A 12750-nucleotide genomic window follows, 5' to 3' on the forward strand; every position below is an offset into this window, starting at 1 on the left:
CCACCGGACGTGCGGTTCCGCATCCGGCGGTTCATTGAACCTGCTGGAAGCGTCGCTGAGTGTCCAGCAACGAAACCAACCCCATTGCATCAAAGAAGCGTTTTGGATAGGCCGCGTTCATATGGCTCGCGCCGGCGTTCCACCAGGGGCCACGTCCGTTGCGTGCCGATTTCCATGCTCGCGTCGCGTCCAACCCCCGCGCTTGTAGTCGCTTGTTACGGGTGGCCGGACGCTTCCATTGCCGCCAGAGAAGGCAACGCAGTTTGCGCCGTATCCATCCGTCCAGGTCCTGCAACACACCTTTGACCTCGGTCAGCCGGAAATAGGATGTCCAGCCACGCAGCACGGGGTTAAGGGCGGCGATCGTTTGGTCGAGGTTGCGAAAGGCATTCCCGACGACGATTTCACGCACTTTGTCTTTCAGTCGCTTCACACTGCCATCAGCGATCTTCAGACGTGCCTGCTTGTGCCACGTGACGCTATACCCCAGAAACTTCCGCTGCCAAGGCCGCGCGACGGCGCTCTTGTCCCGATTGACCCGAAGCTTCAATTTCTGCTCCAGATAATCGGTGATCGCATCCATCGCGTGCTGCCCTGCCATCTTGCTTTTGACGTAGATGTTGCAGTCATCGGCATAGCGGCAGAACCGATGCCCCCGACGTTCCAGTTCGCGATCCAGGTCGGTCAGCAGGATGTTCGACAGCAGGGGTGACAGCGGTCCGCCTTGCGGCGTGCCTTCCGTCCTTGCGCTGACCATTCCTTCTGACATCATGCCCGCTTCCAGATAACGCCGGATCAGCTTCAGAACCCGTTCATCCTTTACCCGGCGCGCCACTCTCGACATCAGAATGTCGTGATTGACCCGGTCAAAGAATTTCTCCAAATCAAGGTCAACCACCCAACGGCGTTCTTCCCTGATGTAGCCTTGCGCTCGTTGCACCGCTTGCCATGCATTGCGGCCCGGTCGGAACCCGTAGCTGTGTTCGGAGAATTCAGGCTCGAATTCCGGTTGTAGAACTTGCAGCAGCGCTTGCTGGATCAGTCGATCCAGCACCGTCGGGATACCCAGTATCCGCACCCCGCCGTTGGGTTTCGGCATCTCCACTTTCCGGATTGCCGCTGGCAGATAATCGCCTGCCAGGAGGGCTGCCTTGACGCTTGGCCAGTGCTGTTGCAGCCATGCCTTGAGTTCGAACACGGTGAGCCCATCGACTCCTGCCGCGCCCTTGTTCCGCAGGACCCGCTCATACGCTTGCCAGAGATTGCTTCGTTCAACTACGGCCTCCATCTGCCGCAGCCCTTCCGCTTTCGTTTGCCCATCCGCCGCCGTGCTAACCTCGGCGCCCAACTCGGTCAATGGCGAAATCCGTCCGCCTCCCTCCGGGTCAGGTGCAGTTGTCTGCCTTATTGCTTCATCGATTTGCATCGAGGTCGAATGTCCTAATCGCGTGGTTCAATGTTCAGGCCTTCGGTCAGAGTTCTTCTCGGGCTCTCCGCTTCGTCCCCAACCTACTATGCCTTCTGCTGACTTCTGCAGGCGCATCCCGACACCTCTCGGGGTCGGTAGCACAAGGCACGCATGCAGATCTCCCCGGGTATCGCGCACCCACCTTCACGCTTATGCCTGTCGGATCTACGTCGCAGCGTTCCGTACAAGTTTCGGGCTTTGATGATCTCGGACACCTCACCCCGCTACGCCGCCTCGTATCCGCTTCCTGTTCGTCAGGCCAGCGCTTTGCCTTCGGCTTCCTCCAGATTCGCAGTCACCCGCGACACCCTTGCCGTTCAGCTAACTCTTCCCCTTGTCGGGCGAGTAGAGGACTTTCACCTCCAAGTAAGTGCGCCCTGCCGGGCGCACCAAGAAGAAGCGGCCCCTCGGGGCCGCTTTTTTTTATTTCGTCGAGAGATGCTGCAGGCGCTTTCTCGCGTCCGCCGCATTGTAGAAGTTCTTGTCGAGTTCAAGCGCTTTCTGCAGCGCCGCTACCGCCTCCTTCTTCTTTCCCTGCTCGGCGTAGACGACTCCGAGGTGATAGCGGAAGCTGGCCTTCCCTGGATTGTCGGCAACGGCCTTCTCGATCGCCTGTGCCGCCGGCCCTAGCTCGCCGCGCGCACGGTAGACCCAACCGAGGGTGTCCTGCAGCGTCGTCACCTTTGGCGCGAGTTCGACGGCCTTTTTGGCCCACACCAGCGCCTGATCGAGGCGTTCCTTGCGCACGGCGGCCATGAAGGCGAGGTTGTTGTAGGCACCGTACATCATCGGATCGCTCTTCACAGCGTCGAGATAGGCCTGCTCGGCCTCGGCCCAGCGTTGCTGTCCCTCGAGCACGGTACCAAGCTTGAAGTAGGCAATCGCCGGGTTCTTCACCGCCTTGGCGCCGGCACGATAGGCCGCCGCCGCCTGCTCGAGATCGTTCTTGGCCAGGTACAGGTCACCGCGATCGATATGTGCCGCCAGAAAGTCCGGAGCCATCGTGATGGTCCTCTGCAGCGCGGCGAGTGCCGGGTCGAACTTGCCCTGCGACGCGTAAAACCGTGCCAGCGCATGCGTGAACTTCGGGTCCGTCGGCGCCAGCTTGACCGCCGCCTCATACTCCGCCAGCGCCAGATCCGGGCGCCCTTGCGCTGCCAACGCTACGCCCAGGCCCAGATGACCCTGCGGGTTACCGGGATCAAGCGCGATGGCGGCACGATACGCCTCTTCGGCGGCCTTCGGCTTCTTGAGGCCAAGCAGGTAGTTCTCGGCGAGGTTGAGATGAGCGTCCGCCGATTTTGGGTCGAGCGCCACTGCTTTCTTGAACGCGGTTTCGGCATCGCCAAACTGACCGCGCTGAAACTTGTAGCGACCCCAGATTCTCTGCGTCAACGCACCTTTGGGGTCGGCGGACAGCGCCTTCTGCAGCCAATATTCGACCTGCGCCGGCTTGTCCTGGCGGGCCGCCACTTCTGCCAGGCCAATGTAGGCCGCCGACAAACCCGGATCGACCCGGGCGGCCTCCGTGAACGCCGCTTCGGCCGCCGGCAGGTCATCGGCGTTGAGCGCCTTCAGACCTTCCTCGACCTTGCCCTGCGCCGGCGAGCCGCTAGGCAGCTGCGTCATTGGCGAGCCCGGCAACAGGATCGGCGCGGCCACGCCGGAGAATGGCTGTGCCGCCAACAAGGTTGCGACGATTCCGGCGACGATCAATGGTCGATGGATCATGAGAGATCAAGCCCTCCAGGAAAATGCATTGAAGATGTCGGGCGGAGCTGTCCGTTCGGGGCAAGGCGCCGCATTCCGACGCATCGGGTTGTCCGTCACCGCTCTGCGCCACCCGTGGCGGTGTCGGCGTGGGTTGGTATGGCCGGCGCACTTGGCCAAGGCTGAGCGACTCGACGGCACCCTCAAGAGTATCTGCGGCGCGCCTGACAGTGTCAACCGGGGTCGGGCACGGGGTGGACCGGCTGCCGGGAACGGCAGGCAGGGACAGCGCCGAGAATCCAGCGTGGTGCTCGCCAGGGATCCGGCGTCCCCTGGGCCCGCCCCTGCCAGCGCTTGCGCGCCCGGCAGGCGATAGTCCTTGAACCTCTCACGCAGCTTGAGCTTGTGCAGTTTGCCGGTCGCCGTATGCGGCAATTCCTCCACGAAGGCGGCATCGTCAGGTAGCCACCAGGCGGCTGCCCGACCCGCAAGAAACTGCAGCATGACCTCGCGCTTGAGTTCCTGATCAGGCTTCCTGACGATGATCAGCGGCGGTCTCTCCTGCCACTTCGGATGCGGCGCACCGATCACCGCTGCTTCGGCGACCCCCGGCTGCCGGTCCGACGCGTGATTCTAGGCCTTCGGGAACCAGCCTTCCTTGACGACTTCACCTTCAATCGACCAGGGACAAGCCTCCGGAAAGCAGTCCAGACCGGTTTCGGAAATGACCTGAGCAACAGCGTTTGACCAGAACCGATCAACCCACATCGGGTCGCGAAGTCTACTGGCCAGACTTGGAGCCTCGTTGAGAACCCAGGAAATCTCCTTCCGATGGAGGCGAATGGTGCTTTCCCAACTCGACCCTCTGCGGCCGGGTTGATACTGCCACTTCAGCAAATGCGCCAAGAGCACCGCCATCCGCTTCGCCAGTTCGCGCTGTTCGCTCTTGCCCACGTCCTCGATCTCCTCCGCAAGATGTTCTCGGTCGAGCAGATCGAAGCGCCCAGCCCGAAGGAACTCGGCCTGCTCGTTGGCCCACGCCACCACGTCGGCTTCGTAACTTGTGCTCATGCCACTCTCCATTTCTTGTTGGCACCTGACTTCCCATTTTCGCGAGAACAGGACACGACCTCAAGCGCAGCGTCCGAATTCTCATTTGCCAGGTAACCGCTGGTAGCGAGTTACGGAACAAGACGCTCCACGCTTGGCGGCAGCGAGTAATGACGCCCTCGCCGAGCAAAGGGGGCATACCACCATACGCCCTGGCTACCGCTCACGCGCCCGGCAGGCGATAGTCCTTGAACCTCTCACGCAGCTTGAGCTTGTGCAGTTTGCCGGTCGCCGTATGCGGCAATTCCTCCACGAAGGCGACATCGTCGGGCAACCACCAGGCGGCCACCCGGCCCGCGAGAAACTGCAACATGGCTTCCCGCGTCAGTTCCTGAGCAGGCTTCCTGACGATGATCAACAGCGGCCGCTCCTGCCACTTCGGATGCGGCGCGCCGATCACCGCGGCTTCGGCGACCGCCGGGTGAGCAATGGCCGCATTCTCGAGCGCTATCGACGAAATCCACTCTCCTCCGGACTTGATCACGTCCTTCGAGCGATCGGTGATCTGCATGTAGCCGTCGGCGTCGATGGTCGCCACATCGCCGGTGTCGAAAAAACCGTCGGCGTCGAGAACGCTGCCTTCGTCGCGAAAGTAGGCACTGGCGATCCACGGACCTCGTACCAGTAGGTGGCCGGCAGACCGGCCGTCCCGCGGCAGGGGCGCACCGTCGTCGTCAACGATCGTCATGTCCACCCCATACACGGCGCGACCCTGCTTCTCCTGGATGGCCAAACGCTGCTCCAGCGAACAGCCGGCGTGCTTGGGCAGCAGATTGCAAACGGTACCTACCGGCGACATCTCGGTCATTCCCCAGGCGTGCACGACAAAAGCGCCGAACCGGGTTTCGAAGCATTCGCTCATCGCGCGCGGCGCCGACGAGCCACCGATGACGACGCGCCGCAGGCACAGTTCTTCCTTGGGCTCCAACCCGGCCGCATCGACATGCTGCAGGAGCATCAACCAGACCGTAGGTACGCCGAGCGCCAGCGTCACCTTTTCGTCGCGCATCAGGTCATAGACGCTCTTGCCGTCGAGCGCCGGACCCGGCATCACCAACCGCACACCCGACATGGCGCCGGCGTAGGGCATTCCCCAGGCGTTGACGTGAAACATCGGCACGACCAGCAAGGCCGTTTCGCCGGCCCCCAGAGCCAGGCCATCGACGGCGCAGGCCGCCCAGGAATGGAGCACGGACGAGCGGTGCGAGTAGAGCACGCCCTTGGGATTGCCAGTGGTGCCCGACGTGTAGCAGAGCGACGAGGCCGCCGTCTCGTCGAACTGCGGCCAGGCGTACTCGCCGGTTTGTCCGGCGATCAGGTCCTCGTAACAGAGCAGGCCGGGGATGCTGCATTCCGGCAGGTGCGCCCGGTCGGTCATGACGATGAAGCCGCGCACCGACGACAGTCGACCAGCCAGCCGCTCGAGCAGCGGCACGAAGCTCAGATCGAAGAACAGGTACTGGTCTTCGGCGTGGTTCGCGATGTACTCGATCTGTTCAGGGAACAGGCGCGGGTTGATGGTGTGCAGCACGGCGCCCATTCCCGAGACCCCGTAATAGAGTTCCATATGCCGGTAACCATTCCAGGCCAGGGTGGCGACGCGCTCCCCGGGCTGCACGCCGAGCGCCGTCAACGCCTGTGCCACCTGCTTCGAGCGGCGCTGGATGTCGGCGTAAGTGCAGCGGTGAATCGGTCCTTCGCTTGTGCGGGAGACGATTTCGCCGCGCGGGTGGCAGGTCGCGGCGTGCTCGATCAGCGACGAAATCAGCAATGGGCGGTCTTGCATCAATCCTTTGAGCATCGGTGCTCCTCCTCGTGTGTCTGGTCAAGGGTGGAATGGCGTCGGACGGCACTGGTTAACCGGGATCGCGCCGAGAGCAGGCGGTGGCATACTCCGCACGGCTTCGTGCACCCGCAACGGGCGCCGGATGCGGGCCTAGAGTGCATCGAGCGTGCGCAGGAGTTCGCTGGTGTAGGCGCTGAAGCGATGGACGTCGGCGTGCGCCGCACCGGGAAGGCGAAGCAGCCGAGCCTGCGGCGCCACCGCGAGTAGCTGCTCGCTATGCCAGACGGGGATAACCGTGTCGTCCTCGCCATGCACGAGCAGCAATGGACTGCGCAGATGAGCGGCATCGGCGCAGGTCTCCAGGCGATAGCGCAGGAGGACGGTCGGCAGCAGCGGATAGTGGGCCTGCATCACCTGCGCCAGGCTGCAGTAGGGTGAGACGAGGATCGTCAGGTCGGGCTGTACCTGTGCCGCGAGTCCCGCCGCCAGTGCCGTACCCAGAGAGCGGCCATAGATGACCCGGCGCTTGCCGACGTACTGACGTTCGACGACTTGCCACGCGGCAAGCACGTCGGCACGTAACTGGACTTCGCTATCGATGCGCCCGCTGCTCTTGCCGTAGCCGCGATAGTCGAGCATGAACAGGTCGTAGTTGGCGGCGCGGTAGAAGTCGCTGTTGGTAAACCAGGTCGCCAGGTTGCCGTTGTTGCCGTGCAGGAAGAACACCACACCTCTTGGCGCCGGCAGCTTGAGATGCAGGGCCGACAGGGTTTCGCCGCCGACGTCGATGCTGACTTCGCTGACATCGCTGAAAGCAAACCGGTGCTCGGCCGGCAGCCGCTCCGGATGAAAGATCAGGCTTTCCTGGAACGTGTAGATCCACGCCAGCACAGCCACACCGATCCCCACGGCGAGCGCGATGACGACGATTACCGCGCCCGGCCGGCCGCCGCGTCGGTTGGCGCGCCAAGCGACGGCGACCGCCGTGTCCAGGCGTTCCTCACCCGCCATCCGAACCAGCCAACAAGTACCGGCGGACGCTGTGTGGCGCAGACCCAGGTCTCATCCGATGACCTGCCGGAAGCGGTGGATCAGTGGTGGCTGCGCCAGCAGTTCGCTGGCCCGCGCGATCGCCGCGCCGACATGCGGCGTTGCCAGGTGCGCGTCAACAGCCGCCTGATCGCTCCACTGCTCGATGGTGACGAATTCGAGCGGATTGTCCTCATTCTGGAACAACTCGTAGTTGACACAGCCCGCTTCGTTGCGGCTGGGACCGACCAGATCCTGCAGCACCGATTGCAATTGCGTTTCCCTACCCGCCAGGGCTGAAATCCTGGCCATGATCCTGACCATCTGCGTCTCCTTCGTAAGTGCCTCTCCGAATGTGCCGCCAGATGTGCGGCCCCTGCCAATCATACGTCGTCGAGATGCTTCCGGATGCACACTCGTCGGTCGACCGCAAGCCCGCAGACCGTGTCCGCTAGCCGTCAGTCGACAGGGGGAGGCCCCAGGGACTCGATGCGATATCCCGCTGGATAGTCGGCGCGTGGCATCTGCGTGCGCCGCTGCACGCGCCGGCGCCTGGGCAGGCAACGCAGCAGGCGAGCACGCGCGCGCAATGCCGCGTTGGCCGTCCATACCACCCAGCGCGGCGCCGGGCGCAGGTCGAAGGCGGCGAGCAGCGACGGGTCGAGCAGGGCGTGAATCCCACGGCGAACGAGTGGCCGCAGCAAGGCCGGAAACCAGCCGGCAAACAGTTCGCGGGTGGCCAGTGCGACGCGCTGATTGCTGTCGGTATAACGGAAATTCGCGGCTTCGTAGTCGCGGCCGTAACGCTCGAACTCGTCGTACGCCTCCGGTATGTCCCGGATCTGCATGCGTTCGCCGACCTGCCGCCAGAACCAGAACCAGGCGAACTTCTCCGACTCGCTCATGCGCCGCCAGCCGAAGCGCTCGTTCCAGCGGATCGGCTCGAAGACGAAGGTCGACAACACGTACAGGAAATCCCCGTTGGCGATTCGGAAACGCCCGTGCAGAGCGTTCATGCGTGCAATGGCTCGGCGCCCGCGTGGGCTGTCGAAACCTTCCTCGATGATTTCGCTGACCAGCAGGTCGGTATCGTCGTAGCGCTTCTGCGGTCGCGCCGCGAATTCGCCCGTGGCATGCAGGAGGCCGCCGATGCGCGGTGAGGCGAAGGTACGAAACAGGGCAAGTTCGAGCGCGCGCGTGGTATCCCAGGGAAAGTCCACCCTGGCCAGATGACGAGCGATCTGTTGACAGTCGCGGCGGGGATCGTCGGTCGGAAAGGGCATCAATGGATTCCTCCGTTGGTTCCTGATGCTTGTCCTACGCGGAACTGCGGTAAGCGGATGCACGGCCCTCACCCGAGGCATGGCCGATGCCCTGACCGGAGCAAGGCCGCCCGGCGCCAGATCGATCTGCGGCCATGCGGCGGGTCGCCGTCGCCGATGAAGCTGGCCTCGCCTACCCATGCAGCACTAGCCGGCTGACTTAACTCCGATTTTTCTGGAATTTTGCCGTTAGTCTTTCTATACTCATCGGATAAGCAAAAAAACCACTGGTTGGCAGAGGAGACTTGTCATGAATAGCTATCTTGCGAGCTTGTTACCGGAGGCTCTGCTGGTCGATTTGCCGGAAATCGACACCCAGCATGAAGAGATCTTCGACCGTATCGAGACGCTCAAAACGGCCTGCTTCGAAAGCAGTTACGTCCCCATAGACGAATTCCACTCCCTTCTCGAACTCTTCGAGCAGCATTTTGCGACGGAAGAGCGGCTTGCCGAGGAAGCCGCTCTCGATTTCGTCGACCATACCAAGGTTCACCGCGATACCTTGCGTATCCTGCGCAAGGCACTGGGCGAAGTCATCAGTGGCGCGCACGACGCGCATTCCTTCCTGCGCTACTCCGAGTACTGGTTCGAACGCCACATCAGTGACGACGACAAGCTCTTCGTGGCCGCGCTGCATGCGCACAGGCACAAGCGTTCCCACAAGCGTCGACCAGCGGCCGACGCGTTCAGTTCAGCCCAAGCCTGATCCCGAGCCCGGGTGCGCTGCCTCGGCAGGAGGCAACCGGGCAATGTAGGCCTGATGCGCGAGCAGGCTCATGGCCTGCGGTCGTAGCGCCTTGACGGCGGCAATGGCATCGTCTTTGGACCAGCCACGTTCGACGAGGATTTGCGTTGCCATCAGGCCGGTCCGGCCAGAACCCCCCTTGCAATGGATGGCGATTGTCTTTCCCGCATCGAGAAGCTGATGGACGGCCGCTCGCTGCACCGTCCAGGCCCGGACGAAATCGGCCTCAGGCGCATGGTCGTCCTCGATCGGGAGATGAAACCACGGCAATTCACGCCTCGCACACAGTTCCGGGAGATCTGTGACAGCGTTGGCGGCCATTTCATTCTCGGGCATCAGGGTGATCAGTGCGTCAGCACCGGCTGCCTTCAGTTGCTCAAGGGCGTCCCCTGGCGCGACACTCTTGCTGCCGGGGCAAGGCGTCAGAAGGAGGCCCGCGCCTCGTTCGTTCAACACCAGCAAGTCGGACGGATGCGTAGTCATTGTGTGGTCTACCTGTCAATAATCGGTTGTCGTGGCGGTCGTGGCGCCGGCGGATGCTGGCTGCCGCGCGACATTATAGTTCACCCGACCGACGGCGAGCCGTGGCGATACCTGCGCAAACCACCGCTGCCGGCACCTGCCGAACGGAAGCGAAAACTCCACTGGGGCGGCGACCGAATGAATGTTCCCCACCTCCGCAGCGCGTGCCCGCTGATCCTCGGATGATGCCAAGCACGAACTCGCCGGCGCTATCGGACGTGTCGCCGGAGACGACGCCCGACAGCGTCGACTGCCGCAACTGCGGCGCCTGCTGCGCGAGCTTTCGGGTATCGTTCTACTGGGCCGAGGCTGATGCCATCGGCCTGCCGGAAGGCGCGCTCGAACAGATCACTCCTTGGCACGTCTGCATGACCGGAACGAATTCCGCTTTGCCACGCTGCCTCGCCCTGACCGGCGAGATCGGCAAGCATGTGGTTTGTCGGCTCTACGCGCAACGCCCCTCGCCCTGCCGCGAAGTGCAGGCTGGTGACACGCAGTGCGCCAGTGCGCGCCGCCGGTACGGACTGCGGGCCATCGCCATTGACGCGCCGCCATCGCCCGGTTCGCCGCCATCACTGCCGACGGACCGCTAGAAGGCTTGCCACCACTGGTCACGACGCGGCGGGTTTGGCGCCCCTGGCTAGCGTGCGCACGTTGGGAATTGCGTACCACCAGCCAATGGAACTGAGCGGCTGGACCACCTATACTTGATGAGTGGCCCCATGTGTTTTGGACGGGGGGTCTGAGGTAGACCGATCGTCGTCGGCAAACGGGGGGGCGACGCTTCCCAGGTATGCTTGCCGACGTGTGGCAGCCGGCCATTTCTGCCGCCTCGCCAACCTCCCTGGGAGAGCCGGTGTTCGAGAGAATTCGCCGCACCCGCAGCCCGCAGGCCACACGCGTCGGCTGGTCGGGTCAATCACGCGTGCTGCGCGTCGGCAGATCGCTGGCACTATGGTTTACGCTGCTGGCAACGTCGCTGGCAGCGCCGGTGCGCGCTGTCGAAGATGAGTACGCTGCGGCGCGGACACGCATGGTAAGCGAGCAACTGCGCGCCCATTGGCGCGGCATCACCCATCCGGGAGTGCTCCAGGCGATGGCTACGGTCCCACGTCATGAGTTCGTGCCGCTGCCGCTACGCCGCTACGCGTATGACGACCACCCGCTCCCGATCGGCCACGCACAAACGATCTCCCAGCCCTACGTGGTTGCCTTCATGACCGAAAAGCTGGACCCGAAACCTGCCGACCGCGTCCTCGAAATCGGTACCGGCTCGGGTTACCAGGCGGCGGTCCTGTCGGGCCTGGTGAAAGAAGTCTTCAGCATCGAGATCGTTGAACCGCTGGCTCGACGGGCTGAAAACGACCTCGCTCGCCTCGGCTACCGCAACGTCAGGGTGCGCTACGGCGACGGCTATCAGGGTTGGCCGGAAGCCGCACCTTTCGACGCGATCATCGTCACCTGCGCACCCGATCATGTACCGCAGCCACTCGTCGAGCAACTCAGGGACGGCGGGCGAATGATCATCCCGGTCGGCGAACTCGATGATCAGCAGCTGTTCCTGCTGACTGAAGTTTAGACACGCGCGGGTCCCGCCGGTCGGGATTTCCGCGGAGGCGATCGATGACCGGCACGACAAGGGCATTCCCCAGCGCCGATCGGCGCTGGGCCAGACGCCTCAACACTGCAAACGCTGATCCTGACCGGGGAAAGGCATCACGAATTGACCGGACTTCGGGTCATAGGCGTCACGCACGGGAAGTCCGATAAATTGAATCCGCAGCCACTGGGCGAAAAGGCCCGCGGTGATCATGGCGCCCTTTCGCCAGGGCGCGATGGCCATCAGCGGAAAGGACTGCCACAACTGCAGAGCCAGCAATTGCATCAAGGCATAGGCCGTGGAGCGAATCTGCATCCACAGTTCCAGGGCAGCCTTTGACCGCTGCCACAGATTGGCTACTCCCCACCAGCGCTTCAGGTTGTGAAACAAGGGCTCGATCCCCCAGCGCTCGGCGTAGATCTCCACCACCTGTTGCGCCGAGAGCTCGGTCTCGGTCGCCAGAATCAGGCGCCGACGCGACCAGGTGTGGTCGGACAGGAACATCTCGCACCACACTGCCCGTACCGGGACACCCTTCAAGAATCGCGCCACGGCGAGGGCCGAGCGCACCCGAACCCGCTGCACCTTGCCGTACAGCACCAGTTCCATCTCCTGCACCGGTAAGGCTTCGAGTACCGCGGCATCGATCCGGAGGCCGTACTTGCGCTTGCGTCCTCGGCGTTTCGGCTCCGGCTCGGGCGGCAGAAACAAGGCCGTATCGCGGCGCACCTGTCCGATGATCCGGACCTGTTGTTCGAGCAAAGGAAGAATCAGGGTGCTGCGCATGAACCAGGCATCGATCAACAAGCGTACCCCCTTGACCTGCCCCCGGATCGAGTCCATCAACTGCCGTGCCACCCAGAGCTTGCCCCGTTGGCCTGACTCTTCGAGCAGCCACGAGCGAATGGGCACCGTCAGCGCCGAGCCCAGCCGGACGCGAACAACGAGAGCCAGCGTGACCCAGCACTGGCTGTTCAGAAAGGTCGGCCGATTGGCCTTGTGGCTGTGATCGTGCTTGATACTGATCCCCGGCCCGACCTTCGCGCCGCGCGGAACCAGCGTATCGTCGAGGATCAGGGTGACCAGTTCGGTCGGGCACACCGTCAGCACCAGCTGCAACAAACGCAACGACAGTTCCGTGACCGACACGTTTGCCCGCTCGATGAGCTTGTAATAGGTCGTCCAGTGCGCCTCTCGGCGAATGGCCCCGATGGCCCGCGTAACCCAGCCCTCCGGGTTGAGCATGCCGCCGATCAGGAGTTCGACGAAAGTTCGGCGGGAACGCGGTGGTACGGCCACCAGGAGAAAGGAAATCCATTCCGAGAGCAGCAAGCCAACGTTGGCAGCGAGCGACATGAGGGAAAGTCCGAGATCGAAAACGATCCCTCATTGGTCGCCGCGCGCTGCTTGCGCGAGAACCATGCGCAAGCAGCGCGCGGCGACCTCACGATTCCCGTG

Annotated in this window: 12 protein-coding genes and 1 pseudogene; 3 read left to right on the top strand and 10 right to left on the bottom strand. The window is 63.2% G+C overall.

What is annotated here, in order from left to right; all coding sequences use genetic code 11:
* Window positions 1-31: 31 nt before the first annotated feature.
* The 8 genes and pseudogenes from ltrA to CAP2UW1_RS15800 form a co-directional block, all read right to left on the bottom strand.
* On the bottom strand, window positions 32-1426 hold the full coding sequence (ltrA, locus tag CAP2UW1_RS15765) for a group II intron reverse transcriptase/maturase (RefSeq protein ID WP_015767619.1): 1395 nt from the start codon (window positions 1424-1426) through the stop codon (window positions 32-34).
* A 465-nt stretch (window positions 1427-1891) separates the two neighbouring features.
* Window positions 1892-3199: a tetratricopeptide repeat protein gene (locus CAP2UW1_RS15770; RefSeq protein ID WP_015767620.1), complete on the bottom strand. Its 1308-nt coding sequence runs from the start codon at window positions 3197-3199 to the stop codon at window positions 1892-1894.
* Between the two features lie 6 nt (window positions 3200-3205).
* Window positions 3206-3784: pseudogene (locus tag CAP2UW1_RS26170) on the bottom strand (AMP-binding enzyme); the annotation flags it as partial.
* A 27-nt stretch (window positions 3785-3811) separates the two neighbouring features.
* Window positions 3812-4249 (bottom strand): DUF29 domain-containing protein, encoded by a 438-nt coding sequence (locus tag CAP2UW1_RS15780; protein WP_015767621.1) that lies wholly within the window; start codon window positions 4247-4249, stop codon window positions 3812-3814.
* 202 nt (window positions 4250-4451) lie between these two features.
* A complete protein-coding gene (locus CAP2UW1_RS15785) occupies window positions 4452-6089 on the bottom strand; it encodes a 3-(methylthio)propionyl-CoA ligase (RefSeq protein ID WP_015767622.1) in 1638 nt (545 codons plus the stop codon).
* Between the two features lie 135 nt (window positions 6090-6224).
* Window positions 6225-7085 carry an alpha/beta hydrolase gene (locus tag CAP2UW1_RS15790; protein ID WP_015767623.1) on the bottom strand — a complete coding sequence of 287 codons (861 nt, stop codon included), beginning with the start codon at window positions 7083-7085 and terminating at the stop codon, window positions 6225-6227.
* 51 nt (window positions 7086-7136) lie between these two features.
* The gene (locus tag CAP2UW1_RS15795) at window positions 7137-7427 is read right to left on the bottom strand and encodes a putative quinol monooxygenase (RefSeq protein ID WP_015767624.1); all 291 of its coding nucleotides are present in this window, start codon (window positions 7425-7427) and stop codon (window positions 7137-7139) included.
* Between the two features lie 134 nt (window positions 7428-7561).
* Window positions 7562-8386, bottom strand: a complete 825-nt coding sequence (locus tag CAP2UW1_RS15800; RefSeq protein WP_015767625.1) for an oxygenase MpaB family protein — start codon at window positions 8384-8386, stop codon at window positions 7562-7564.
* A gap of 289 nt (window positions 8387-8675) precedes the next feature.
* Here CAP2UW1_RS15800 and CAP2UW1_RS15805 point away from each other — a divergent pair, with 289 nt between their 5' ends.
* The gene (locus tag CAP2UW1_RS15805) at window positions 8676-9131 is read left to right on the top strand and encodes a bacteriohemerythrin (RefSeq protein WP_015767626.1); all 456 of its coding nucleotides are present in this window, start codon (window positions 8676-8678) and stop codon (window positions 9129-9131) included.
* Here CAP2UW1_RS15805 and CAP2UW1_RS15810 read toward each other — a convergent pair.
* On the bottom strand, window positions 9117-9653 hold the full coding sequence (locus tag CAP2UW1_RS15810) for a phosphatase domain-containing putative toxin (RefSeq protein ID WP_015767627.1): 537 nt from the start codon (window positions 9651-9653) through the stop codon (window positions 9117-9119). The genes CAP2UW1_RS15805 and CAP2UW1_RS15810 overlap by 15 nt on opposite strands.
* A 221-nt stretch (window positions 9654-9874) precedes the next feature.
* Here CAP2UW1_RS15810 and CAP2UW1_RS15815 point away from each other — a divergent pair, with 221 nt between their 5' ends.
* Together CAP2UW1_RS15815 and CAP2UW1_RS15820 are read left to right on the top strand one after the other, a co-directional pair.
* Complete coding sequence (locus CAP2UW1_RS15815) at window positions 9875-10285, top strand: YkgJ family cysteine cluster protein (RefSeq protein WP_412566827.1); 411 nt, start codon at window positions 9875-9877, stop codon at window positions 10283-10285.
* Between the two features lie 263 nt (window positions 10286-10548).
* Window positions 10549-11271, top strand: a complete 723-nt coding sequence (locus CAP2UW1_RS15820; protein WP_015767629.1) for a protein-L-isoaspartate(D-aspartate) O-methyltransferase — start codon at window positions 10549-10551, stop codon at window positions 11269-11271.
* A 99-nt stretch (window positions 11272-11370) separates the two neighbouring features.
* Here CAP2UW1_RS15820 and CAP2UW1_RS15825 read toward each other — a convergent pair whose 3' ends face one another.
* Window positions 11371-12648, bottom strand: coding sequence for an IS701 family transposase (locus tag CAP2UW1_RS15825; RefSeq protein WP_015767630.1), 1278 nt, complete (start codon window positions 12646-12648; stop codon window positions 11371-11373).
* Window positions 12649-12750 lie beyond the last annotated feature (102 nt).

Source organism: Candidatus Accumulibacter phosphatis (assembly GCF_000024165.1).
GTDB lineage: Bacteria > Pseudomonadota > Gammaproteobacteria > Burkholderiales > Rhodocyclaceae > Accumulibacter > Accumulibacter phosphatis.

Coding starts and splice junctions, on each gene's coding strand:
- ltrA (WP_015767619.1), bottom strand. CDS start 1,426: ATGCAAATCGATGAAGCAATAAGGCAGACAACTGCACCTGACCCGGAG.
- CAP2UW1_RS15770 (WP_015767620.1), bottom strand. CDS start 3,199: ATGATCCATCGACCATTGATCGTCGCCGGAATCGTCGCAACCTTGTTG.
- CAP2UW1_RS15780 (WP_015767621.1), bottom strand. CDS start 4,249: ATGAGCACAAGTTACGAAGCCGACGTGGTGGCGTGGGCCAACGAGCAG.
- CAP2UW1_RS15785 (WP_015767622.1), bottom strand. CDS start 6,089: ATGCTCAAAGGATTGATGCAAGACCGCCCATTGCTGATTTCGTCGCTG.
- CAP2UW1_RS15790 (WP_015767623.1), bottom strand. CDS start 7,085: ATGGCGGGTGAGGAACGCCTGGACACGGCGGTCGCCGTCGCTTGGCGC.
- CAP2UW1_RS15795 (WP_015767624.1), bottom strand. CDS start 7,427: ATGGTCAGGATCATGGCCAGGATTTCAGCCCTGGCGGGTAGGGAAACG.
- CAP2UW1_RS15800 (WP_015767625.1), bottom strand. CDS start 8,386: ATGCCCTTTCCGACCGACGATCCCCGCCGCGACTGTCAACAGATCGCT.
- CAP2UW1_RS15805 (WP_015767626.1), top strand. CDS start 8,676: ATGAATAGCTATCTTGCGAGCTTGTTACCGGAGGCTCTGCTGGTCGAT.
- CAP2UW1_RS15810 (WP_015767627.1), bottom strand. CDS start 9,653: ATGACTACGCATCCGTCCGACTTGCTGGTGTTGAACGAACGAGGCGCG.
- CAP2UW1_RS15815 (WP_412566827.1), top strand. CDS start 9,875: ATGATGCCAAGCACGAACTCGCCGGCGCTATCGGACGTGTCGCCGGAG.
- CAP2UW1_RS15825 (WP_015767630.1), bottom strand. CDS start 12,648: ATGTCGCTCGCTGCCAACGTTGGCTTGCTGCTCTCGGAATGGATTTCC.